The following is a 24,170-nucleotide window of genomic DNA, read 5'->3' as shown; positions in this document are numbered from 1 at the left end:
CTCACCATATTGATAATGAAAGTCGATACGATCAAGTCATTGAACTAAGAAAAGAATAAAATTTCTGACACTAACCTAAAAACAAATCGTTAGCATATCAAAGAAAGAAAAAAGAGGCTCAAAACTGAGCCTCTTTTAAATGAGTTCTAATTTTTAAATGAACCAAGAAAAAATACTGTTTATATTCCAAAAATAAATCACGATAATTAATTTACTCCACTGATACTGATAAATCCTCTGGAATTTTTTTACTAACATCACTTATTGCTTCTTTTAAAGAAAAAGATGTTGCTTGATCTAATGAACTTATAGTCTCAACAATTTTATTAGTTTCTATTAAAAAATGTTTTATCATATACATATCTAAATGATCAAAAAAAGATTCTTTATACTCTTTTTTGTACTCAAATTCGTAAAATAAATCTAAATGAAGATTACGTAATAAGAGATCCTCGTGTTTACCTTCTACTAAAATATCTAGTAATAGAACTCTTTTTAATATATTATTCTTATTAAAACCTATTTTTATAGAAAGATTAACTTCTTGGTTCTCTGAAATTGTCTCACCAGATTTATACTCGTCTATCTCAAATGTATTATACTCTAATGTATTAATTTTACAACCATTATTTATTACTATATATTTCATCTTTAAGTTCCCAATGTATATCTAGAGCTTCTATCTGTTTCTTCACTTCCACATTTTTATTATTTGTAAAAGTAAGACTATTATTAAAGTTATTGTATTCTTTTAAACGTTCACAACGACTTTTAATGTTATCTTTATAATATTTCGTACATTCCAAATTCAAATTTAAATATAAATCCATTGGAGGAATTTTATTTGAAATTTTCGAAAAGTCTTTAATTTCTACTTTTGGAAAAATTTTATTAGCTATTTTTCCAATGCTGTAATTATTAGATTTCAAAAAGAAATTACGAATTGAAATTTTACCATCTATTACTTTGTATAGATTATTAGGGTTAGGTTCAGTAATTAAAATTTCTTTTATATCTACCAAATGATCATTTTTCAACAAAGTCCTATCTTGCATGACATAAATCGTGTAAATCTTATCTAAGTGCGATACAATACCAAAAATCGGTTCATTTATTGCTAGTAAAGGCATTTTTATATCATTTTTCTCTACAATATTCATAATTTTATCAAAATTATTTATATCTTGATTTATCATATTATTTTTCCTCCACTCGTTTTTTATTCAAACGGATATGGTATAAATTCTTCACTCAATAATTTTAGTAAATTCACCATACTATCCTTTTCATTGTCTCTCAATACAAAATTATAGTGAAACGTACTCGGTGTAGCATATTTTTTCTCAGAATCACGTTCCATCATTCCGAAGCCTTGGTTTAAATTACCAACAAAATAATCGTTTATTCCATCAACAAACTTATCATTTATATTTTGTTTTATAAAATCCATTTTTTCTTTTACTTCGAGAACATTCAAGGATTCTTCTAATTTAATAAATGAAGTAGCAAATCTACCAAAATTTTCATGAGTAACAATTTCTATTGGCGTAGGAGTACATTTAAAATTAAATTCCCTCTGAATATCCTGTGGAATTAAAGGAAATAGAATTTCAGGTACTTTTCTTCTATTACCATTAATTATTTGTTTTACTATTGATTCTAGATTTGTCGGAAGGAAATATACCTCCTTATTTTTATTCAAATCTGGAGCAAAGCGTTGTGAATCTTTTTCTAATTCTGCAAGTTCCGATTCAAATGAAAATGTATCATCCATTTGAGTATCTTCATCATAGTTAAATTTTTTATATCTCAACCTGTCAAAATTTGATTTTGGACTAGCATATCTTACTAGAAGAACTTCGGATTCTTTTTGTTTGTCTATGTTACTCTTGTTTAATTCAACTTCTCCTTGATATCCATTAAAGAAATATATTTCATCTTTGTCAACTCTTTTTTTACAATAATTATCATAAAATTTTTGCATTTTTTATACTCTACAATGATTAAAATACTATGCTGTGAATAAATATTGTCATATGGCTCATTTTTTGATTTAAAAGGTAATCCCTTAAAAAATAGTTATGACTAAGTAAAATTATAAAGTACACTATTTTATTCTATCAAATATTAATTGTTATTTCAATTTTTATGATAATTTAAGAAATCTATCTTGAACTGTTGTGGATTATAAATAATGCGCTGTTGTAAAATGAAGTGCAACGAAAATGACATGTCATCTGATATACCAGAGTTGCAAAAAACAGTATAACAGAAGATGATCATGTCCACTAATTGTTCTGCCTCAAATCAATCCTACAAACACTTATCTGAAGCTGAACGAGGAAAATTGAGCTTATTTATGTTTAGGACTCAAACATGCGCGACTGGGGAGAAATCGAACTACTATTACTCGTTAAATCAATCATGGGTCCATAACACAAGTCAATGGGTAGAATGTCTTTTATCAACAATATTTTGTAGATTCTGCCAATAACTGTTATCGTCATGCTAGAGTAGCCGGCTATTATCTGAAACTGGATCGAGTTTCGATCTACTTTCTGATAGAATATACAGAAGCAATGAGAAAGAAGCTTAGCGAAGATACCTTTGTTCACACATATAGACCCCAACAGCTGATCCTTCAAGCAAGACGCTCTTTAACTATGTCCATCAAGGATTGTTAAAATTAAGGTCATTGATTTTCCAAGAGCAGTGCAGAGCCGTAAGAAATTTGCCAAGCGTCTCTCTACCAAAGAACATCTATGAAAGTCAATTGAAGAAATACCTGAAGAGATCAATAATCGTTCCCATTTTGGAGATTGGAAAATCGATTCTGTTCTGGGTGGAAAGACAGTAGGAGGTCCTTCTATTCTGATCTTGGTAGAACGACGAACACACTATGCTATCACAAGGATACTCGTGAAGAAGAAGGCAAAGTAGGTCAATCAAGTAGTCGTATAGTTTATGTAACTTTATCCATTAAGCTCAACACTACAAATAATGGAACGAAATTTCTTCATTGAGTGAAATAAAGGGTAGATGTTTATGCTCATGCCTATTCATCTTATGAACGAGTGACAAATGTGAACTTTAATGGACTACTAAGAGAGTTCATTCCAAAAGAGGAGTTTGTTAAAAGAACTAAATCATAATCTTTTATAGGACTATACAAATGCTACCAATGAAAGACCAAGACGAATTCATGTCTATCTGCCTGCAAAAAAGCTCTTTAAGATTGCTCAAACAGCTTTAAGAATACTGACTTAATCAAAGGAACATCTTTGTTGCACTTGACTTGACAATTTCGGAAAGAAAAGTCTGCCTGATTTTTCACACAAAATTATTGACAGTATCCATATCTATATTCATAAATTAAAATTTTTAAATGTTATTCAATAAATGCTATAATATAAGTAATTAACTTAGGAGGTTAAAACTAGTTGCTGGATTTTGGTAAAAGAATTGAAAGGATGCGATTAGCTCAAAAAATAAGTCGTCAAGAATTCTGTGGAGATGAATCTGAATTAAGTGTCCGTCAATTAATTAGGATTGAAAGAGGTGAGTCAAGACCTACATTAACAAAATTGAAATATATTGCGAATCGGCTAGGAATAGAAGATTTTAAATTAATGCCAGATTACGTAGAGTTAGAAAAAGATTATTTGCAGTTAAAATATTACTTGATGAGAACCCCCACATATGAAGATGAGAACATTGCTAAAGAAAAAGAAAAAATTTTTGATAAGATTTTTGACGAGTATTACGATGATTTACCTGAAGAAGAAAGGATCATTATCGATATTTTACAAGCCTATGACGACTTTGGGCTGCAAAACGATGATAGTAATTTGGAAATGATTTTACAAGATTACTTTAATCAAATTCTTCTTAAAACCGAATACGAAGTAAATGAGCTTTTAATCATAAAATTATTTTTATTAAGATTAGTTCATCCCAATACACTTCTAGATGAGAAAGAAAAACATAAATGTACAATAATAGCTAACAATATTCTACAACAATTAGATAAGTTCGATCTTGATTATGTATTTATTGTTAGAGATTCCTTACTTTTATTACTTGGAATATTTGAAAAAATGAGTGATTATACTCGATTTGAAAAAATTCTTCAAGAATTGAATGATTTAACATCTAAAACCTACGACTATCAGAAAAAACCTATTATTCGTATATGGGAATGGCGCTATGCGCTATTTTCAAAACAAAATTATCAAATGGCCGAAAATTTTTTTCAAGAAGCAAAAATATTTGCAAAAATGATTAATAATAGCTATCTTATAGAACAGATAGAAAAACAATGGCAAAGTGATCTTCAAGATTACTTTAAAAATAAAAACTGAGTAAGGAAAGTGACAAAAATGTCATGGCAAAATCCCGAATTAGCTAAAGTTAAAGCTGATTCGGGATTTTTTTTATTAATAATGTGTTTATATAAAGAATTCTATTTAAAATAAGTGACATTTTTGGCCTTTTTATATATGTTTTTTATAAGTATAATATTCGTAAATAAAAAAACAAAGGAGATAAAATATGTTATTACTAGTTATTTCAATTTTTTGGACTTTTATATAATTGATAAGATAAAATGGAGTATTCTATGTTGGAATTAAAAAATATATGTAAAAGTTTTAATCAAGGAGAATTTAAAAATAGTGTTTTAAAAGATATAAATTTAATAGTTAAACAAGGAGATTTTATATCTATAATGGGTCCATCTGGATCTGGTAAATCCACATTAATCAATATTTTAGGATTACTCGATTCTGAATTTCGCGGAGAGTACAAACTTAACGGAGAAATTATAAAAAGTTTAAATGAGGATCAACATGCTACACTCCGTAACAATGATATTGGTTTTGTATTTCAACAATTTCATCTAATTGATGAGTACACGGTTAGAGAAAATATTTTATTATCATTCCTCTACTCAGAGAAGAAGGCAAATTTAAAATACATTGAGAGTTTAGTTGAAGACTTGGGCCTTGTAGACAAACTTAATGAATATCCAAATAATTTATCAGGGGGACAAAAACAGCGAGTTGCTCTAATCAGAGCTCTTGCTCATAAGCCAAAATTTCTTATAGCAGATGAACCTACAGGAGCATTAGACGAAGAAAGTAGGGACGAGATTTTACAAATTCTACAAAATTTAAACAATTCTGGTACTACAATTATCATTGTTACTCATGATGAGTTTGTTGCAAATTGCAGTAAAACTAGGTATAAAATGAGAAATGGTCATTTAACGCTGGAAGGATTGAAATTAAATGAAGTTTAAAAAAATTTTGATAGATACTTTAAAACTGTTATTGAGAAATAAACGACAGAGTATTCTCACTGCTCTAGCGATTGCCGTAGCAACATTTGTGGTACTAGTTATTTTATCAAGTTCTTCTTATACCACTTCTACATTAGGTGATGACTTACACATTGAGGAGGATTCTGTAACAATAACTTATACTCCCAAAAATATCTTGACTAGAGGTGGTTTTTCTAAGGAAGATAAAAGATTAGTTGAGAATTCTATCGGGAAAGATGTGAGGTTATCTGCTAGTTCCTATGGCTTGTATGCTGAAACATATTTTAATAAAACAAAACAATATCTCAGTTTTCGTACATTAGATGATTTGAATAAAAATGGATTAAATGTACCATCCTTATTAAAAGGGAAATCGATAAAGAACCTAAATAACGGGATTGCTATTAGCGATAAAGCTCTAATGTTATTGACTCGAAAGGGAAACGTTGAGAATTTCTTAGGAAAAACTATTAATATATCTGGCAAAGATTACACTATTCAGTCAATTTTTTATGGATCAGCTGTTAACGAAAGATTACCTTCTTTAATAGTTACTGAGGATACGAAGCGTTTACTGTTAGGATATAAGGAATATTTTGATGAGCTGGTGATATCAACTAACAAAATAGAGAATATTAATAAAGCTTTGTCAATTTTAGATATTCATGGAACATATCATCGTGAAGGAACTTATTCATATATCGATAACAAACGTGTTTATGAAGAAACTAAAGCTCAAGCTAACACTATACTTAATTTTATTGCATTTCTTTCAAGTATTTCAATATTTGTTGCTGGTTTTGGAGTCATGAATGCTTTGTTATCTTCCGTAAGTGAGCGTAGTAAGGAAATAGCAATTCGTCGTGCTCTAGGTGCAAAAAAATCTGATATCTACCTATCGTATATGATAGAGGGTACATTTTTATCCATAATAGGAGGTATGTCAGGAATCCTAATAGCTGAAATATTTGTTATTTTAATGAATATAAGTGGTTTTGTTGCGACATTAACTTTGAATCACATTTTAATCACATTGTTTACAACTAGTGTATTTGGAGTTGTATTTAGTATCATTCCTGCAATGGTTGCAGCAAATAAAAATGTTATTGAAGGTTTGAAATAATGGAGAATTGTAATCTACATAAACATGAAGTTGTTGTTATATTAATCGCCACAGCAATTTTTCCACTCTTATCTCTTATTTTAGGAGATGCTCTCGTAGCTCTGTTATTAGGGAATGCAGGAATGCTAAAAATGATGTTCGGTGAACGAATAATATTTGCAATGACAGCATTATTTCTATGGTGGGAGCTAAATAAAACAGGTTTAATTCGTATTAAAACCAAACAAATATTCTCTTTTAAACAAGTCAGTATTCTAATTATTTCAGTTATTTTAATAACTATATATGTATTTCTATTTACAGAAAAATATATTTCAGCCATTTATATATTTTTATTTATTGTATTAAATTTTTTAATTGCCTGGGAAGAAGAATTCGTTTATAGATTACTGGTTCCTGAAATACTTAAGATATTATTTAGAAATTTTTTTATTATATGTTTACTACAAGGTATAATATTTAGCTATTTAGGACATATGGAGGAAAGTATATTAGATAATTTATTATACAGGCTCCCGCTATCTATTGTTTTATTTGTCATTAGGGATAAAACCGGAAATATTCTTGTCTCAACAACAATTCATGCTTTATGGAATATTGTATTAGATTTTATTTAAAGGAGATAAAATGAAACTTACAAACAAAGAAATAGTGTTTATTGCGTTACTAGTTGTAGAATTTTCAATATGTTTTTTCATGTTAGAACATTTTAGTATTTTTCAATTTATGTTATTTGTTCAAATTATTCCGTCAATATTATTGGCTTTTATTTCTGGTAATATTGCAGTTAAAAATAAACATACTTGGTTAATCTTGATTAGTTTTGGAATTATACACGCATTGATGATGTTTGCAATTTTTAGTGTTACCCCTATGACGATTATTGAACAAAATACTATTCAATCCGAAACCTCAGTGTTTACATTTAATAGAAATTTACAATTTGGTACTTATTTCGGATTCTTTTTACAAGAATTATTACTAGGTGGATTTATTGCAATTCTTTCCAAAACTTTTAGAAAAGTTAAGCAAGGACAATTCTGATGAAATATATATTGAAAGGAGGTGAAAAAATCATGCTAAAATTATTTAAAAAATTAACGACTCAATGGTTCTGGGGTGTTTATACCCATGTAACCTACTATTCAAATGGTAGAAAGAAATCATAATATTGTTTTTTTGCCTTATTAGGAGGAGGTGATGGAAAATGATTAGATTATTTAAAAAATTGACAACTCAATGGTTTTGGGGTGTTTATACTCATGTAACCTACTATTCAAATGGTAGAAAGAAATCATAATGGAAGAAAGTACATGTCTAATTTATCTTAAAAACGTAGCTCGATTATTGGATATTTTCATTAAATACTAACTTCTATAAAATAGGTGCATCTCTCTCATAAAAAAGGTGCACCTATCTTTTAATTTAATGTTAGCTAACATAATATATTAGAGGTACACTATGACTATCGTAGATTTATTAAAAAAAATACATTTTTATATAAGTTTCAAAGAAAGAGTACTATGGGGAATAGGTGTGGTACTAGCTTCAGTCTCAGCTATTGTAGGACTATTATTGCCAGCTCAGATTAATCTATTATTCCAAAACTTTAAAGAATTTAACTATAATAGAATGGTACCTCTTGCACTACTTTTTTTAATACAAAATGCAATTATGTATTTTTCTTTATATATACTCGGAAAAATAGGAGAACATACGATCTTATCTCTACGAAAAGAAAGTGTATTATCTCTTCTAAATTCGGAAATATTTAATCTTGAAACTACTACTTGGGCAAGTAGAGTCATATATAATCCCGGCTTTTTTTCTGATTTAATTTCGAGACAGATTCCAACTTTAATAATAAATACCCTTCAATTAAGTTTAAGTATAATCATATTGTTTTATCTAAATTTAAAAATTACGTTATTTATAATCATAGGTATATTGGTAGTAGTTACTTATTCAATTTTATCCGGAAAAATCTTATCTAAAATTCAAATCAGATTTCAAAATTTTTTATCAACAACAAATCAGCAACTTTCTGATGTCCTTGGAAGGTTGGGATTAATAAGAATTAACAATACCATTGATAAAGAATTTAAAGATTTAAAAATATCAATTCAAGAAATTTTTAAAATATCAGTAAATACTTTAAAGATAAGTATATTTAGCCAGATTGGTAACCAATTATTATTTATTTTAATTTCTATATCATTGTTATTTATTATTATGAATGATATAAAAAGAGGTGTGACACAGATGTCTTCAGTTACTCTATATATCATGTACTGTGCTCAATTACTAGCTCCTTTATTAGCAATATCAGATGATCTAACTAGTATAAAGCGAAGCAAAGAGGTTATGGTAGAATATCTTAATACATTTTCTGATTTAGAATCGAATTCGAATAATTGTGTATTTGTAAAATTTGGAAAAAACACTCAAATTGAAATAATTAATTATTTAAATCCGTTTAATAAAAAAATAATAAGTAATCTAAATTTTTATGAAGGTGAAGTATACCAATTAACAGGTAGTTCTGGTATTGGTAAAACAACGTTATTAAATTCTATTTTAGGTTTAGTTAAATTTAACACTGGGCAAATTCATTTAACTTTTAAGAATGGGAAAACCCTATATAGTAAACTGGCCTATTATCAAAGTCAACAGCAAATATTAGTAAATAAAACAATAAGGGATAATCTATCATATTCGCATCAGATACCAGACGAAGAGCTGATAGATACGCTTCAAAAATTCGGATTGTTTGATGAGTTTCATAATAAGGACCTATTAAATCTAATAGTTACTGAAAAAACACTTTCAAAAGGCCAAATTGCTAGATTAGCATTAGCTAGAGAATACTTAAAAGAGGATTCCGAAATTGTAATATTAGATGAACCATATGCTCATATAGATGAGGTGAATTCTAGAAAAATTGATGAGATGTTTAGAGATAGATTCAAAAATTCTATTTTGATTATTGTTAGCCATACAAAAAATTATATTAATAAAAAAGATTATATTATTGAAATGGTATAAGATTTGAAAAAAATTATTTTCGAACGAAAAAAATATGTCTACGTAAATTCTAAAAGAAGTCAACAAAAAGATTTTCTGATTATTAAGAATTTAATGTCAAGAGAAGTTCAAGTTGAAATTAGGATAGAGGGCAATTTACTAGATTTGCTTGTTCTAAACAGCAGGGGAATAAAATTTTATAATTTACAACTTCTATCATTGCCTCGTTTTATAAATATAACTGTAAAAGAAGTTGAAGAAGATATTGATTTGACGCTTAATAAAAATAGATATTATAAAAAATTTTATTTTTTTAAAAAATTTGATAAATAAACTAACTCAATCCCTATCTAGTTAACTGTACTGCCTTCAGAACGTTAAACAAATCAGCGTTTCTCTTCTATCTTAAATACTTACTTAGTATTTTTGAAATAAACTAATTTTAAACTAACTACAAAACAAACAAAAGAGACCCTTAGGCCTCTTTTTCTCTCCTTCAAACACTCTGTCACTGTCCATTTACTGTCCAATATAATGTAACACATCTATAAATTGTTGATTTTATCAAATACAAAATCGCTTAAAATCAGTATTTTGATAAATAACAAGACTTTAAGAATCTTAAATTAAGTCTTGCATATTCATCATAGTAATGACATTCCTTCCAACTTCTGAAATTTACAGTTCATTATACCATTTTTTAGACGCTTGGAAAAGCTTTGGATAGTAATCATGAAAAGCTTCTTTCACTCTAGATTGATTTTTAAGCTTTCACTACAAAATGAAAGAGACCCTTCTTGAGCCTCTCTCAGAAAATAATAAAATGTATTAGGATAAAATCATCGAAGCCACAATTGGACTAATGAATACATACAAAATTCCTGTGATCCCTATTGCCAATCCTGCCATAGCACCGGCTACATGACCATACTTAAACGCTGTCCCTGTTCCTACTGCATGTCCAGTTCCTCCAAGGGCTAAACCAATAGCTACTGGATCTTTTATTTTTAACAGTTTCAATATCGTTGGACCCAAGACACTTGTTAATAATCCAGTTGCTACAACTACCACAAGAGTGATGGTCGTAATTCCTTGCATTTTTTCAGTAATCCCAACTGCCATTGCAGTCGTAACCGATTTTGGAAAGAGCGAAATGGCTAGAAAGTACTTCATTCCAAATGCTTTCGCGATCAAGGCTGTAAAAATCGTATTCACAATAACCGCTACTGTTGAGCCGATCAAAATACTCCGTGCATGATGCTTCATCAAATGGAAACTTTTATAGAGAGGAATCCCCAAGGCGACTGTCGATGGTCCAATCAACTGATTTAACAGGGAACCACCGACATAGTAATCTTTATAAGAAATTCCTGTAATCATTAAGAATAAGATAACGATAACTGTAGCCACTAAAAGTGGCGTTGTTATAGGATGGGGATACCTGCGGAAGATTAACATTCCAATCAAATAAGCCCAAATAGATAAGACAATCCCAAATAAAGGATTACTCGCAAAATTAGCCATGCTTGCGTCCCCCTTCTGGATAATCACCTTCAAAACGATTTTTTATAAAACTAACCACAATTGCAATTAAAGCCACATTGATGACCAAGGCTCCAACTAGAATCAACATGATTGGAAACAGATAAGGTGCAATCACATGAAACTTATCCATAATACCGACAGCAGGGGGAAGAAACAGAATCGTCATGTTTGCTAATAAAAAATTTCCTACCATATTGACGTGGCGCATGCGTAGTAACTTAAACTGTAATAATAAAAATAGGATCAACAGCCCGATCATACTTCCAGGAATTGGTAAGTGCAACCCATCCGAAATGATTTCACCAATTAATGAAATCGTGAATATAATCGTCAGTTGTACATATAATTTCATCTTCATCTCCCTTTTTATGGATCATTTCCAATAAGGATTCGTATCCTCGCTTCTGCTTACTTAGAAGTAAACATCCATTTATCCCTATCAGTTTACTCCTTTTCGGAAAATTTGCAAGCTTTTTTCTAAAAAAATAAAACAAATTACCAAAAATTGAAGCTACTATTTTGATTCATGACATCCATTTTATGATACAATGAAACCAAAAACGGTTAAGTTACCATGAAAGGATCTACATGACTCATTTTCACACCATTGTCATCGGTGGTGGCCCAGCAGGTATGATGGCGACCATTGCCAGCGCCTCTTATGGCCAACCTACGCTACTGATCGAAAAAAATAAAAAGCTGGGCAAGAAACTTGCTGGTACCGGAGGAGGTCGCTGTAATGTCACAAACAACGGGACCTTAGACGATTTGATGGCCGGTATCCCTGGAAATGGCCGTTTCCTTTACAGTGTGTTTTCCCAATTTGATAATCATGATATCATCCAATTTTTTACCGATAATGGCGTCAAGTTAAAAGTCGAAGATCATGGCCGGGTCTTTCCTGTTAGTGATCAATCTCGCACCATTATTCAAGCCTTAGAAAATAAGATCCTTGAGCTAGGTGCTAGTATTGCCACCAACTGTGAAGTGGTCTCTGTCACCAAGCCAGAAGACATCTTCATCGTCAAATCATCTGAAAACACTTGGACAGCTGATAAGCTGATCGTCACAACCGGAGGCAAATCCTACCCCTCTACCGGCTCTACCGGCTATGGACACGAAATTGCCCGCCACTTTAAACACACCATCACCGATCTCGAAGCGGCAGAAAGTCCTCTTTTGACAGATTTTCCACACAAGGCCCTCCAAGGGATCTCTCTGACAGATGTGACCCTCAGCTACGGAAAACACATCATCACACACGACCTTCTCTTTACCCATTTTGGACTTTCTGGCCCTGCAGCCCTTCGGATGTCCAGCTTTGTTAAAGGCGGTGAAATCTTATCTCTGGACCTCCTTCCGACAACCTCTTCTCAAGAGTTAAAAGACTTTCTAGAAGAGTATCGAGAAAAGGCCATTAAAAATAGCCTCAAAGCCCTGCTTCCTGAACGATTAGCTGATTTCTTGGCGCAAGGATTCCCTGAAAAAGCCAAGCAACTCACTCCTCCTCAGACAGAAGAGCTCATTCAAAAAATCAAAGAGTTGCCCATCCCCGTCACTGGGAAGATGTCACTAGCCAAGTCCTTTGTGACCAAGGGCGGTGTCAGCCTTAAAGAAATCAATCCTAAAACCCTAGAAAGCAAGCTCGTTCCTGGACTCCACTTTGCAGGAGAAGTCCTCGATATCAATGCCCATACAGGCGGTTTTAATATCACATCCGCCCTCTGCACTGGTTGGGTAGCAGGGAGCCCTCATTACTGATAGAAATTCACTAACTTTATTCTTCATCTATTGAAATAAAATTTTTAAAAATTCTTTACAAGTTAGTATTTACTTGATAGAATGGATTGGTATAAAATTTATAAAGGAGATTATTAGAATCATGGATTTTGATTTTAGTGTTAAACTCATGACTGAGTTTTTCGGGACAGCTTTGCTACTTATCCTCGGAAACGGTGCTGTTGCAAACGTTGAATTAAAAGGAACTAAAGGTCATCAAAGCGGATGGCTTGTCATTGCGATTGGATATGGGATGGGGGTAATGATTCCAGCCTTGATGTTCGGTAATGTTTCAGGGAACCACATTAACCCAGCCTTCACTCTTGGACTTGCGGTTAGCGGACTCTTCCCTTGGGCAAATGTTTTACCATACATCGCTGCTCAACTTCTTGGAGCTATGTTTGGACAATTGGTTGTCGTTGCGTGTCACCGTCCATATTATCAACAGACTGAGAATCCAAACAACATCTTGGGAACATTCTCAACGATTTCTAGTTTGGATAAAGGAACTCCTGAATCACGTAAGGCTGCTACCATCAATGGCTTTATCAACGAGTTTGCTGGATCTTTCGTCCTTTTCTTTGCTGCACTTGGATTAACCAAGAATTTCTTCGGAGCAGAGGTTGCTGGTCTAGCTCAAAAAGCTGCAGCTGAGCATGGAGGAGTCTTTGATGCTACCACATCAGCAGCAAAATTGGCTTTGGCAGAAGCAGATGCTCCAGGTCTAGGTGTTGCTCACTTGGCTCTTGGATTCCTTGTTATGGCTCTCGTTACTTCACTCGGTGGTCCTACTGGACCTGGTTTGAACCCTGCACGTGACTTTGGTCCTCGTTTGGTCCATGCCTTCCTTCCAAAGTCTATCTTGGGAGAACACAAAGGGGATTCTAAATGGTGGTATGCTTGGGTACCAGTTGTAGCCCCAATTCTTGCTGGTATCTTAGCTGTATTATTGTTCAAAGTTATCTATCTTCGTTAATCTATCTAAAAAAACGAACTCGATCTTCCATCGAGTTCGTCTTTTTATTGTTCTTTGGTTAATGAAAAACGGAAATCATTGTATTTGGTATAGTCAAATTCTGTATTGAGATCCGTTGTGAAAACAATCGGTGTATAGTGTCCTTCTTCTAAGACAAAACCAGGTTCAAATCGGAAATTTGCTCCACCTAGCCCTGTGATCCCAGGAAGCAAGGCATCAGCCCCATCAAAGCCTTCAACATTCCAATAATAGATATTGCCTGTTGCTTGAACGGCTCTTGCTGTATAGGTCGCTGTCCGAGTCGGTTCGCTATCATTTTTGAAGCTAACCACTGTTGTCACATTTCCATTGGCATCCACTGTCATTTTAATCGCATCTGCTTGTGGGCTAGATCCTACCCAAGTTCCCACCAATTCTGCAGGGACAGTAGCTTGCGTCGTAGTAGACGCATTCTCAGTCTTACCAGAGTCTTTTGAAGCTGTCGCGCTACTGGCTTGAGTCGAAGAGCTAGCTGTATCGTTTGCTTGAGAGGAAGATGCGGCACTCTTTTTGCTATTACTTTTGGCTTTTTTCTCTACCTTGCTAGTAGATGCTTTTGCGGATGAGGAAGCTGTCTTTTTATCCTTTGCACCACAACCACCGAGTGCTAGACCAAGTGACGCAGCCACCAGAACAGCGGCACTCCAACGGAAGATTGATTTTTTCATACGATCACCTCTTTATCTTTCTGAGTCCCATTATACTCCAATTGTTACAAAAATCAAGTTTTTTGTAACAATTGTAACTTTTTTGTAACATATTTTTCCATTTAAAACGCCAATCGTAATAGGGCGATCAAGACAATTCCAAATAAGACAGTTCCCATAAGGGTTTTGTAACGAAAGGCTACAAAGAAGCTAGGAATGGCCACCATGATGTCCAACCAGTGGAACTGCGGGAGGCTTCCAATTTTTCCATCTACTAAGCTTGATAAAACCAAGGCAAAGATAATGGAAATGGGCAGGTATTTGAGAAAGCGGGTCACAGGAGCCGGCAGTCCCTTGTATTTGACTAAGAGGAAGGGCAAGATCCGAGGAATCCAGGTAACGAGGGCTGAGGCCAGAATGGCCATAAAGATATAACTATTCACGCGCATCACAGACCACCCCCACAAAACAGCCGATCAAGGTCGCAGCTAGCACAGCTAGCGGTTGCGAAACAAAAAAGAGTAAGAGAAAGAAACTCACTGCTACTGCTAACAGCACCATGAGCATGGTCTTGGTCTTTTCTGTCAGTTGCATTCCTTGAAACTGAGCTGCAAAAATCCCAATAAACATAGCCACTAAAGCAAAATCAAGCCCAAAAGCCTTTGGATCAGGTAGGAGAGATCCTAGAGCTGTTCCGATAACCGTCGCACTGATCCAAGCCACATAGCCTACTAGATTATTCCCATGCATCCAAGGAACTGTAATGGTGTCCGTCTTTAACTTCTCACTCAAGTAGACCCCATAGCTCTCATCGGTCAGGAGACTTCCAATCCCGATGGTATGAGCGAGACTAGCATCCTTAAAGTCAGACGACGTATGCAGGCTCATCAACATATTACGGAGATTGATCAAACACACCGTCAAGGCCATATTCAATATCGAAGAATGAGCTGCAATCAGAGAGATCATCGCAAACTGGGCCGCCCCAGCATAGACCAAGATACTCATCAAGGCCATCTCCAAAGGAGAAAGATAGGGAGACGCCACCACACCACAAGCCAGGCCAATACTGATATAGCCCAAAGCCGTCGGTAGCGCGTCCCTCACCCCCTGCCAAAAATCTTTTTCCACTCTCTCACTCCTTTCTGAATCATTGACTTCTATTATAACACAAGAAAAAAGGTTGAAAAAGAAGATCTGGTATATAAAGGATAACCCCTCATTATACTCAATCTCTCCCCTACTTATTTACTTTTAAATCCGACATCTCTAATGTCATCTTTTCTTCTTGTGTCATGGTCTCGACAATTTGTTTTTGCTCGCTTGATATTGGCAAGGTCAAAATCGTAGCAGATTGATCCGGCAATACTCCACTGTCACTAATTTTATAGCTAATCCGTTGATCTTGATAAATGAATTGCCCATCATATTTCCAACTCAATGAAAACTCAAAATCCTTATCAATTTGAAATCCAGCTTTGTTAATCAATAGAAAAACGGCATATTCTTGTTGATTTGATGAGAAAGTTGCGCCCGTATAGTTGATCGATAGGCTTCCTTGATCTCCAAGTTCTGGATGTTCCTTGGTTAATTTCTTCCCTAATTCAATTACATTTGATTCTTTTCCTTCATACTGTGGTCCCACCACAAACTGCAAGCCTTTTTCATTTTTAACAGTTGAAGACTCTTTTGAGATCTGCTCCGTTTTGCTTGGCGAAGAATCTTTTGATTCCTGTCGAGACTGGGCGCATGCTGTTAATGATAGAAGCGCTACAAACAAAACGATCGTTTTTTTCATCATTTCTACTTCTTTATTCTTATCCATTTCATTCTAGTTACTTTTTTCGATGACTATCTCTTCTACACTATCTAGCCTTAAATTTCCTGTTTTCGCTCCTAAAAGAACTGGAACTTTACCAAATTCGAAGGTCAATAGAAAAGCCGTAAGAATACCGCCTATCACCAAAAAGATCCCTTCTGTTCCATTGTTGGTGAATAAATACATGGCTAAACAGGCCAGTAAGACAACATTTAATAGATGGGCATCAAAAATTTGCTTTCTTTCTGGTATCGGTTTGAAAGTCACCCTGTATCTCTTCCTCGCTGTAGGAAATAGATTCTTAACCTTTTTACGAGCCTTTTCTATCGAAAATCGAAAGAACACAAAAGATATAAGTATGGCAACCACAAATAAGACTATCTTTAGAAAAATTTGCTGACTAATAGCATACTCACTGAATAGCTTTTTGAAGAGACTATAAACCACTCCCACAAATGGCTGAACTAGAATGGCTGCTGTTCCCCCATTTAATTTATTGATGGGTGTGCCTGGAATTTCAACTTTTTTATCTACTTCCATCATCTCAACAGTGATAGTTTCCGTCGGCAGCCCCCAATAATAGAGCTTAGGCTTCATGGTACTAGCATCTAACAGAAATTTTTTACCATCGTACTCTACCAGTTGGTGACAGAAAATACTTGTTTCTTTATATTCTAACATTCTACTTACTTCCTATATGCTTTCAACATAGCATCCTAGACGGTACTAACCTGATCAAATCCAGCTTTCTTCTCCCAACCTTCCAGATGAGGCTTTACTCAGACAATTCACCACCTTTTCCATTGTAGTATTGTTTAAACTCTTCATAAGAACGAATTTCATGTTCTTGACCATCTATTGAGTACCGAGCTTCAATTTTTACACCAGGTAAGGTGTCCTGTCCTTTAGGTGCAAACCAATGAAGAAGAGTATCAAACCATTCCTTACTACTTAACAACTGTAATCTAGGTTCAATCCAGTACTTACCACTCAACATTTTCTCTTTGAATTCCGGATAAATTGCAAATAGATTAATATCTGTGTTTACATTCTTGGCCTGTTTCTGAAATTTAAATCCTGCTTGAAGGTCAAAGCCGGTATTTTTATCGATTAATTCCATTAAATTTGTATAGTCTATTATTTTTTCCTTAACTGCACTGCCCTCTGGGATGGCATATTTGCTATAGTATTTCTGTTCATCCAACTTGTAATAAATATTTTTCCCATTTCCAATACTACGTTCCATTGCACTACGAGAATCAAAATAGATTAGATCTACAACACTTACTCCACTATTAACATTTATTTGATAATCATAAATAAAGGCTTTTGGTGCTGTCTTACGAATCTCATCTAAAGCATTTACGGTTGTTTCTTTAAAATGATTGTCAATCTCGTAATATCGGAATCCGACATACTCCCATTTTATTCTGTCATCGGTTTTTACATAGTCAAAACCAACCAGATACTTCCCATCAACCAAGGTCAGATCCTTACTCAAAACAAATTGATTTTTCTCACCAAATAATTGAACATCCTTGAGATTCCCTTTATGAATGACTTTTGTTGAGCTCGGTCTCTTTTCGATAGGATTTTTCTTAGTCTCTGAAGGTTTAAAATAGAATATTAAACCGACTACAATAATTGCTAGACAAACCAGTTTCAAACTTAAAATTTTTTTCAATACATCCACCTACTTTTTCAAAGGCCTCATGCCCATCAGAGATTTCCTTAATTACCGTTTTCCACTTCTTGAGATATGCTCTCCATCATATCGGGCCATTTAGATAATTGGTAATCAAATTTGAACATAAATATCACTATAAAACTAATCATCAAAAAGAGTGCTGCAATGGTTTCATTTCCAATGACAAATAAAAGAATAGCGGCTACAGTTAGGAACCTAAAAAGATTGACCAGAAATGTAAAGTACACCTTCCGTCTCTTTAATGCCTTGATTAACTTCTTGCACTGATCCTCATCCAACTTGGATGGCTGTAATTTCAGGCTTGCATGGTAATATCGAATGATCCACGCAGCTAAGAAGTAGGAGATAACACCTAAAATCGGAATCGTTCCAAGTCGTACCAACTGATTGTCAAATATTCCAGCCTCCGCTAACCCATCCGAAATTTTGTTGATAATAAATAATGTAATAGGGAGCAGTACATAAGACCAGTAGTTAGGAGAAGATGTCTCTTCTAGTATGACTTTTTCCTCCCAATCAAAATGGTAATTCTTATTCTCCCATATTCCTAAATTAATTATTGTTTGCATAACAACCTCTTTTTCACTCTCCTTGTATGTTTCCTAAAAATTCTCTCAGTGCCAATTTGAAACAGATTTACCATTATAATACTGTTGAATCTCATCGAATTGAGAGATTTTCGTATCTTTATTTTCAATACTCAGTTCTTTAGGCAGATAGGCATAATCGTACACAGAGGAACCTAATGTAAGAAATTCTGTTTCTAGATCAATCAGTTCTTTCCCATTCGTAATGGCACCATTCTCAGAATTGATCACTTTATAAGCAAAACCTTCTGGTTTTGAAAAGAGTTTAAATGCTGTCGGATAAGACGCTCTTAAATTGATATCCCCTTTGAAAGATTTTTCCTTCCAAAATCCATTATCAAACGGAAGAACTCCAGCAGTGTAACCTTTACGGGTAGAAATAAAGAGATACACTCTATTCTTCTCATTTATTTCTTCTTCCGTTGTTTCTTTATCAATTTTAAGTGTTTTAAGATTAAGTAAGAAATAACGATATGTTAGTTGATCATTTATTCTAATAACAACATAATCATTGTTTTCTATCCTTCTTAGAGTTGGCAAGGTTCCAACCAATTCAAAATTATCATTTTTTAAATAGTTAACCATTAATTTCCAAGCATTAACTTCTTTCTTAGAGGCTTTTTTATTGGTTAAATCAAAGACATCTAAATACGAGTATTCATCTGACTTCATTTTTTTAGAGGCAGACGCTAGTCTTAATTTCTCCCTCGCTCTAACAAGATAATGTTGATTTACTCTAATCCAATCAGGGGAATTGACTGCTTTTGCTACTTTATTATTTTCAAACTTCCATTCAACTACGATACCATTTTTAGCATGGATAAATTGAAAATTCTGGATATCTGCATTAAGATTATAAGTATTAAAATATTCATTTTTATCTCCATTAATAGATCTCTTAGTATCTTCCTTCAAATATTTTGAGCAACCAAAAAGAAACAAAATAAACCCCATTCCTAGTAAAATTAAGCTAGAATATACAACTACATTCTGTTTAATTTTATTGCTGTTTCGTACCATCCGACTTCCCTCTCTTCCATCTAGGTTTTATTCCTTCTATCATACCGAATTTTCTTTCGACTCGCAAATCCGCTACTAGTTGGTGAGATCCCAGCAAAAAAGCCATTGGACCTTGCACATCCAATTGGCTCCTTTTTCTTATTCAATTCCTTCAAAGGCGAGACTTGGTTTGGCATTAAGATCCCAGCCTGCGAAGTTTTCTTTGTTCCATTCACTGACGCTGGCATAGGCGATCATCCCTGCATTGTCCCCGCAGAGGCGCAGTGGCGGAATGATGACCTTGACATCAGTGATCTCAGAAGCCAAGCGTTCACGAAGGCCTTGGTTGGCTGCGACGCCACCAGCGACGACTAGAGTCTTGACTGGGTATTTCTCCAAAGCCTTCTTGGTCTTGGCCATGAGAATGTCTAGTACGGCTGCTTGAAAACTCGCTGACAAGTCTGCATTGGAGAGGCTTTCTCCTTTTTGCTGCGCGTTATGGTGCAGATTGATAAATGCCGATTTGAGCCCTGAAAAGGAGAATTCCAGATTGTCTTCCTTGATCATGGCCCGTGGGAAATCATAAATATCAGCCCCTTGGTGGGCTAGCTGATCAATCTCACGTCCTGCTGGATAGGTCAATCCCATCACGCGCCCAACCTTGTCATAAGCCTCTCCTACAGCGTCATCACGGGTCTCTCCGACGATCTTATAATCACCAGCTTCACTGACGTAGACCAGCTCGGTATGTCCTCCACTCACCAGCAAGGCTAAGAGCGGAAATTCTAAAGGCTCAACGCTTTGAGCGGCCATCAAGTGCCCTGCCATATGATTGACAGGAATCAAAGGGAGTCCATGCGCCCAGGCAAAGGCCTTGGCTGCAGCTAGGCCAACTAAAAGAGCTCCAACTAGGCCTGGACCGTAGGTGACAGCCACAGCTGTGACATCTGCTTCTGTGATACCGGCTTCTTCCAGGGCTTCTTCAATACAAGCGGTGATGACTTCCACATGGTGACGAGAGGCTACCTCAGGCACCACCCCACCAAAACGCTTGTGACTTTCGATTTGACTGGCAATGACATTGGACAAGAGTTGGTCGTCATTTTTCAAGACAGCCACACTGGTCTCATCACAAGATGTCTCAAAAGCCAAAATATATCTATCTTTCATTTGGGTTCCTCTTCATGATCACAGCATCCTCTATGGGATCGTGATAGTAGTTTTTCCTCCGTGCAATTTCTTCAAAATACATTTTTTTGTATAGGCCTTGGGCCGGTTGATTGGACACGCGCACTTCTAAGAAAATTTCTTTATGGTCCGGCAACTGCGCAAGTAACTGCTGAGCTAGGCCTTGGCCTTGAAAGGCGCGCTTGACCGCAATCTGTAGGACCTCTGCTTCATAGAGAGTCTCTTGAATGGCGACAAATCCAAGGACTTGTCCTTCATCCACAGCTAGGAAATAGGAGGTCGATTCCTGCTCTAAATCGGCTTCAATCTGCTCCAACTTCCAGGGACTCGCTTCATAGACATCTTCCATGACAGCGAGAATGGCAGCCGCATCCTGGCTGCTCCCTTTCTTGATTGTTCCTTTCATCATAGGCGCTTGATGTAAGAGGTCGTTGTTTCCGTGTGGTCTTTGAGCCAATTTTCCTCTGCTTCGACCCGTTTGAGATAATGAGGGACAAAATCATGGAGGCTAGCAGTCGCTTGTTTGAGACCGAGACGTCCGATTTTCACTGCATCTGGCAAGGTTTCATAGTAAGTAGCCCTTGGCAGGCTAGAGGCGATCTGCTCCTTAAAGGCCGTGACTTCTCCAACAAAGGTGACCTGCTCACTCGTCGCTGCATGCTCTAGAACTTCCTCAAATGGAAAATGCCCTTCTGGTGCGACCAGCTGATCATCTTGGTAAAAACCTGCATAAACGTTGTTCCGACGGGCATCCATGACAGGCACTACCAAACCTTCTAGATCATCTGGCACTAGGGCTAAGAGGCTCGAAACCCCGACCAATTCAATTCCTAAGGTATGAGCCAAGGTCTTTGCGGTTGCGACCGCAATGCGCAGTCCAGTGTAACTCCCAGGACCTTCTGCCACCACGATCCGGTCCAAGTCCTTGGGTGTCAAGTCGATTTGTTGCATCAAAAAATCGATGACCGGCATCAAGGTAATACTATGATTTTTTTTAATGGTTAATGTTGTTTCTGCAAGTAGAGTCTCATCTTCTAAAATCGCTACAGAAAGAGCCTTACTCGAGGTATCAAATGCTAATAATTTCATTTCCTACTCCTCTTGAACTGGATTATATTATACTACAAATTCCCTTCAAATCCCAGCGAAACTCTCCTCTAGAACGCAGGATTTTCCTATCCAAAACCGCTTAAAAGCTTCTCTATTATAGGTCTTTGCCTTTCTGACTTTTCCAGTCTATCTTTTACTTACAGGCGAATTTATGATATAATAATAATTAATTGTATCGAATCAGGTCCACTGGTTGCGAGTAGGAAACTCTAGTGATTGCACTCCTTCGCAGCTAACAAATAGACCGAAATAATGAAAGGAAAATTACTTCATGATTTACAAAGTTTTTTATCAGGAAACAAAAGACCGGAACCCTCGTCGTGAAACCACGCATGCACTTTATCTCGATATTGATGCACCAAATGAACGCGAAGGACGCATCCAAGCACGTCAATTGGTTGAAGCAAACACAGATTTCAACATTGAATTTATCACACCACTTTCTGAGCAACACCTTGCTTACGAGAAAGAGTCAGGTGCTTTTGAACTAACGGAGTACTAATCCATGGCTTATACCTTAAAACCTGAAGAAGTTGGTGTATTTGCCATTGGTGGACTTGGAGAAATTGGGAAAAATACCTACGGGATCGAATACCAAGATGAAATCATCATTGTCGATGCCGGGATCAAATTTCCAGAAGATGACCTCCTTGGGATCGACTATGTAATCCCAGATTACTCTTATATCGTTGATAATATCGATCGCGTCAAAGCGGTCCTCATTACCCATGGACACGAAGACCACATCGGTGGGATTCCTTTCCTTTTAAAGCAAGCCAATGTCCCTATCTACGCAGGACCTTTGGCGCTTGCCTTGATCCGTGGAAAATTAGAAGAGCACGGCCTTCTTCGTGATGCCAAACTCTACGAAATCAACCAAAACACTGAGCTTCAATTTAAAAATCTTAAAGCAACCTTCTTCCGTACGACTCACTCGATCCCAGAACCTTTGGGAATTGTGATTCACACCCCTCAAGGAAAGATTGTCTGTACCGGAGACTTCAAATTTGACTTCACACCTGTTGGGGAACCGGCTGACCTCCATCGTATGGCGGCCCTTGGGGAAGAAGGCGTTCTCTGTCTGCTTTCAGACTCAACCAACGCGGAAATCCCAACCTTTACCAACTCTGAAAAAGTGGTTGGCCAATCCATCATGAAGATCATCGAAGGCATCCATGGGCGCATCATTTTTGCCTCCTTTGCTTCGAATATCTTCCGTCTCCAACAAGCTGCTGAGGCCGCTGTTAAGACCGGTCGTAAGATCGTCGTCTTTGGACGCTCGATGGAAAAAGCCATCGTCAATGGAATCGAGCTTGGCTACATCAAGGTCCCTGCTGGAACCATTATCGAGCCAAATGAGATCAAAGACTATGCGGCCAATGAAATCCTGATCATGTGTACAGGAAGCCAAGGAGAGCCAATGGCAGCCCTCTCTCGGATTGCCAACGGAACGCACCGCCAAGTGCAACTCCAACCAGGAGATACCGTGATCTTCTCTTCTAGTCCAATTCCTGGAAATACAACCAGTGTGAATAAATTGATCAATACGATTTCCGAAGCGGGTGTAGAGGTCATTCACGGGAAGATCAACAATATCCATACCTCTGGACACGGGGGGCAACAAGAACAAAAACTTATGCTCCGCTTGATCAAACCAAAATACTTCATGCCTGTCCATGGTGAATACCGGATGCAGAAGATCCACGCAGGACTTGCGCGTGATTGCGGAGTGGAAAAAGACAATATCTTCATCATGAGTAATGGTGATGTTCTCGCTCTTACGGCCAACTCTGCTCGGATCGCAGGGAGCTTCAATGCTCAAGATATCTATGTCGATGGAAATCGTATCGGTGAAATCGGAGCTGCTGTCCTTCGTGACCGGAGAGACCTTTCCGAAGACGGTGTCGTTCTTGCTGTTGCGACTGTTGACTTCAAATCGAAGATGATCCTGGCTGGACCAGACATCTTGAGCCGTGGTTTCATCTACATGCGTGAATCAGGAGATCTGATTCGTGAAAGCCAACGCATCCTCTTTAATGCTATTCGTATCGCCTTGAAGAACAAAGATGCCAATATCCAAACCGTCAATGGTGCGATTGTTAATGCCCTTCGCCCATTCTTATACGAGAGCACGGAACGTGAACCTATCATTATCCCAATGATTCTCACACCAGATGACGAAAATTAAAAAACAACCAGTTGAGACCACTGTTTCAACTGGTTTTATAGTAACCTTTTGAGGATCAAAAAGAGAGTGGGACAGAAATCGGTAATTCGTTAGAATTCGATTTCGTCGTCCCACCTCC

At 35.8% G+C, this 24,170-nt stretch carries 27 protein-coding genes and 1 pseudogene; 12 read left to right on the top strand and 16 right to left on the bottom strand.

Annotation, left to right across the window (positions count from 1 at the left end):
- Nucleotides 1-211: 211 nt before the first annotated feature.
- From ADI76_RS03335 to ADI76_RS03325, 3 genes are read right to left on the bottom strand one after another with little or no spacing between them, the layout of a single operon-like run.
- Nucleotides 212-649 (bottom strand): hypothetical protein, encoded by a 438-nt coding sequence (locus ADI76_RS03335; RefSeq protein WP_049514755.1) that lies wholly within the window; start codon nucleotides 647-649, stop codon nucleotides 212-214.
- Complete coding sequence (locus tag ADI76_RS03330; RefSeq protein ID WP_049514754.1) at nucleotides 627-1,196, bottom strand: hypothetical protein; 570 nt, start codon at nucleotides 1,194-1,196, stop codon at nucleotides 627-629. The genes ADI76_RS03335 and ADI76_RS03330 overlap by 23 nt, the downstream gene beginning before the upstream one ends.
- Before the next feature lie 23 nt (nucleotides 1,197-1,219).
- A complete protein-coding gene (locus ADI76_RS03325; protein ID WP_049514753.1) occupies nucleotides 1,220-1,984 on the bottom strand; it encodes a hypothetical protein in 765 nt (254 codons plus the stop codon).
- Between the two features lie 291 nt (nucleotides 1,985-2,275).
- On the opposite strand from ADI76_RS03325, the pseudogene ADI76_RS10880 reads away from it, so the two are divergent.
- The 8 genes and pseudogenes from ADI76_RS10880 (at nucleotide 2,276) to ADI76_RS03290 (ending at nucleotide 9,800) form a co-directional block, all read left to right on the top strand.
- Nucleotides 2,276-3,267 (top strand): annotated as a pseudogene (locus ADI76_RS10880) (IS30 family transposase).
- 173 nt (nucleotides 3,268-3,440) lie between these two features.
- The gene (locus tag ADI76_RS03320) at nucleotides 3,441-4,361 is read left to right on the top strand and encodes a helix-turn-helix domain-containing protein (RefSeq protein ID WP_049514752.1); all 921 of its coding nucleotides are present in this window, start codon (nucleotides 3,441-3,443) and stop codon (nucleotides 4,359-4,361) included.
- 257 nt (nucleotides 4,362-4,618) lie between these two features.
- Nucleotides 4,619-5,299 (top strand): ABC transporter ATP-binding protein, encoded by a 681-nt coding sequence (locus ADI76_RS03315; RefSeq protein ID WP_003013660.1) that lies wholly within the window; start codon nucleotides 4,619-4,621, stop codon nucleotides 5,297-5,299.
- Nucleotides 5,289-6,443 (top strand): ABC transporter permease, encoded by a 1,155-nt coding sequence (locus tag ADI76_RS03310; RefSeq protein WP_049514751.1) that lies wholly within the window; start codon nucleotides 5,289-5,291, stop codon nucleotides 6,441-6,443. Before ADI76_RS03315 ends, ADI76_RS03310 begins: the two co-directional genes overlap by 11 nt.
- Nucleotides 6,443-7,060: a CPBP family intramembrane glutamic endopeptidase gene (locus ADI76_RS03305; protein ID WP_049474666.1), complete on the top strand. Its 618-nt coding sequence runs from the start codon at nucleotides 6,443-6,445 to the stop codon at nucleotides 7,058-7,060. The genes ADI76_RS03310 and ADI76_RS03305 overlap by 1 nt, the downstream gene beginning before the upstream one ends.
- Before the next feature lie 10 nt (nucleotides 7,061-7,070).
- A complete protein-coding gene (locus ADI76_RS11660; protein ID WP_037607130.1) occupies nucleotides 7,071-7,487 on the top strand; it encodes a hypothetical protein in 417 nt (138 codons plus the stop codon).
- Between the two features lie 417 nt (nucleotides 7,488-7,904).
- Nucleotides 7,905-9,488: an ATP-binding cassette domain-containing protein gene (locus ADI76_RS03295; RefSeq protein WP_049514750.1), complete on the top strand. Its 1,584-nt coding sequence runs from the start codon at nucleotides 7,905-7,907 to the stop codon at nucleotides 9,486-9,488.
- A 3-nt stretch (nucleotides 9,489-9,491) separates the two neighbouring features.
- Entirely contained in the window at nucleotides 9,492-9,800 is a 309-nt protein-coding gene (locus ADI76_RS03290; protein ID WP_049514749.1) for a hypothetical protein, read from the top strand.
- A gap of 495 nt (nucleotides 9,801-10,295) precedes the next feature.
- Here the strand turns inward: ADI76_RS03290 and ADI76_RS03285 are convergent, their stop codons facing one another.
- Nucleotides 10,296-10,991 carry an LrgB family protein gene (locus tag ADI76_RS03285; RefSeq protein WP_003008843.1) on the bottom strand — a complete coding sequence of 232 codons (696 nt, stop codon included), beginning with the start codon at nucleotides 10,989-10,991 and terminating at the stop codon, nucleotides 10,296-10,298.
- Nucleotides 10,984-11,364, bottom strand: a complete 381-nt coding sequence (locus tag ADI76_RS03280) for a CidA/LrgA family protein (protein ID WP_041818372.1) — start codon at nucleotides 11,362-11,364, stop codon at nucleotides 10,984-10,986. The genes ADI76_RS03285 and ADI76_RS03280 overlap by 8 nt, the downstream gene beginning before the upstream one ends.
- A 236-nt stretch (nucleotides 11,365-11,600) precedes the next feature.
- Here ADI76_RS03280 and ADI76_RS03275 point away from each other — a divergent pair, with 236 nt between their 5' ends.
- Nucleotides 11,601-12,773, top strand: a complete 1,173-nt coding sequence (locus ADI76_RS03275; protein ID WP_049514748.1) for an NAD(P)/FAD-dependent oxidoreductase — start codon at nucleotides 11,601-11,603, stop codon at nucleotides 12,771-12,773.
- A gap of 121 nt (nucleotides 12,774-12,894) precedes the next feature.
- On the top strand, nucleotides 12,895-13,767 hold the full coding sequence (gene gla / locus ADI76_RS03270; protein ID WP_049514747.1) for an aquaglyceroporin Gla: 873 nt from the start codon (nucleotides 12,895-12,897) through the stop codon (nucleotides 13,765-13,767).
- A 44-nt stretch (nucleotides 13,768-13,811) separates the two neighbouring features.
- On the opposite strand, the gene ADI76_RS03265 is transcribed toward gla, so the two are convergent.
- The 11 genes from ADI76_RS03265 to tsaB all read right to left on the bottom strand — a co-directional run bounded on the left by ADI76_RS03265 (nucleotide 13,812) and on the right by tsaB (nucleotide 21,843).
- Entirely contained in the window at nucleotides 13,812-14,474 is a 663-nt protein-coding gene (locus ADI76_RS03265) for a hypothetical protein (RefSeq protein ID WP_049514746.1), read from the bottom strand.
- A gap of 101 nt (nucleotides 14,475-14,575) precedes the next feature.
- Entirely contained in the window at nucleotides 14,576-14,902 is a 327-nt protein-coding gene (locus ADI76_RS03260) for an AzlD domain-containing protein (protein ID WP_193390719.1), read from the bottom strand.
- Nucleotides 14,889-15,584: an AzlC family ABC transporter permease gene (locus tag ADI76_RS03255; RefSeq protein ID WP_049474651.1), complete on the bottom strand. Its 696-nt coding sequence runs from the start codon at nucleotides 15,582-15,584 to the stop codon at nucleotides 14,889-14,891. Before ADI76_RS03255 ends, ADI76_RS03260 begins: the two co-directional genes overlap by 14 nt.
- A gap of 109 nt (nucleotides 15,585-15,693) precedes the next feature.
- Nucleotides 15,694-16,278 carry a membrane lipoprotein lipid attachment site-containing protein gene (locus ADI76_RS03250; RefSeq protein WP_049514745.1) on the bottom strand — a complete coding sequence of 195 codons (585 nt, stop codon included), beginning with the start codon at nucleotides 16,276-16,278 and terminating at the stop codon, nucleotides 15,694-15,696.
- 6 nt (nucleotides 16,279-16,284) lie between these two features.
- Nucleotides 16,285-16,953 carry a DUF443 family protein gene (locus ADI76_RS03245; RefSeq protein ID WP_049514744.1) on the bottom strand — a complete coding sequence of 223 codons (669 nt, stop codon included), beginning with the start codon at nucleotides 16,951-16,953 and terminating at the stop codon, nucleotides 16,285-16,287.
- A gap of 94 nt (nucleotides 16,954-17,047) precedes the next feature.
- Nucleotides 17,048-17,965 (bottom strand): hypothetical protein, encoded by a 918-nt coding sequence (locus ADI76_RS03240; RefSeq protein WP_239683613.1) that lies wholly within the window; start codon nucleotides 17,963-17,965, stop codon nucleotides 17,048-17,050.
- A 38-nt stretch (nucleotides 17,966-18,003) separates the two neighbouring features.
- A complete protein-coding gene (locus ADI76_RS03235) occupies nucleotides 18,004-18,549 on the bottom strand; it encodes a hypothetical protein (protein ID WP_049514743.1) in 546 nt (181 codons plus the stop codon).
- A 45-nt stretch (nucleotides 18,550-18,594) separates the two neighbouring features.
- A complete protein-coding gene (locus ADI76_RS03230) occupies nucleotides 18,595-19,587 on the bottom strand; it encodes a hypothetical protein (RefSeq protein WP_049474648.1) in 993 nt (330 codons plus the stop codon).
- 138 nt (nucleotides 19,588-19,725) lie between these two features.
- Nucleotides 19,726-20,736 carry a tRNA (adenosine(37)-N6)-threonylcarbamoyltransferase complex transferase subunit TsaD gene (tsaD, locus tag ADI76_RS03225; protein WP_045759937.1) on the bottom strand — a complete coding sequence of 337 codons (1,011 nt, stop codon included), beginning with the start codon at nucleotides 20,734-20,736 and terminating at the stop codon, nucleotides 19,726-19,728.
- On the bottom strand, nucleotides 20,726-21,163 hold the full coding sequence (gene rimI, locus ADI76_RS03220) for a ribosomal protein S18-alanine N-acetyltransferase (protein ID WP_049514742.1): 438 nt from the start codon (nucleotides 21,161-21,163) through the stop codon (nucleotides 20,726-20,728). The genes tsaD and rimI overlap by 11 nt, the downstream gene beginning before the upstream one ends.
- Complete coding sequence (gene tsaB, locus ADI76_RS03215) at nucleotides 21,160-21,843, bottom strand: tRNA (adenosine(37)-N6)-threonylcarbamoyltransferase complex dimerization subunit type 1 TsaB (protein ID WP_049514741.1); 684 nt, start codon at nucleotides 21,841-21,843, stop codon at nucleotides 21,160-21,162. The genes rimI and tsaB overlap by 4 nt, the downstream gene beginning before the upstream one ends.
- Nucleotides 21,844-22,135: 292 nt before the next feature.
- Between tsaB and ADI76_RS03210 the strand changes: the two genes are divergently transcribed.
- Entirely contained in the window at nucleotides 22,136-22,366 is a 231-nt protein-coding gene (locus tag ADI76_RS03210; protein ID WP_003008866.1) for a DNA-directed RNA polymerase subunit epsilon, read from the top strand.
- 3 nt (nucleotides 22,367-22,369) lie between these two features.
- Nucleotides 22,370-24,052 carry a ribonuclease J1 gene (gene rnjA / locus ADI76_RS03205; protein WP_003003107.1) on the top strand — a complete coding sequence of 561 codons (1,683 nt, stop codon included), beginning with the start codon at nucleotides 22,370-22,372 and terminating at the stop codon, nucleotides 24,050-24,052.
- Nucleotides 24,053-24,170 lie beyond the last annotated feature (118 nt).

It is taken from the genome of Streptococcus parasanguinis (assembly GCF_001074805.1).
GTDB lineage: Bacteria > Bacillota > Bacilli > Lactobacillales > Streptococcaceae > Streptococcus > Streptococcus parasanguinis_A.
The sequence above is the reverse complement of the archived record's forward strand: the minus strand, read 5'-3'. Positions and strand labels throughout refer to the sequence as shown.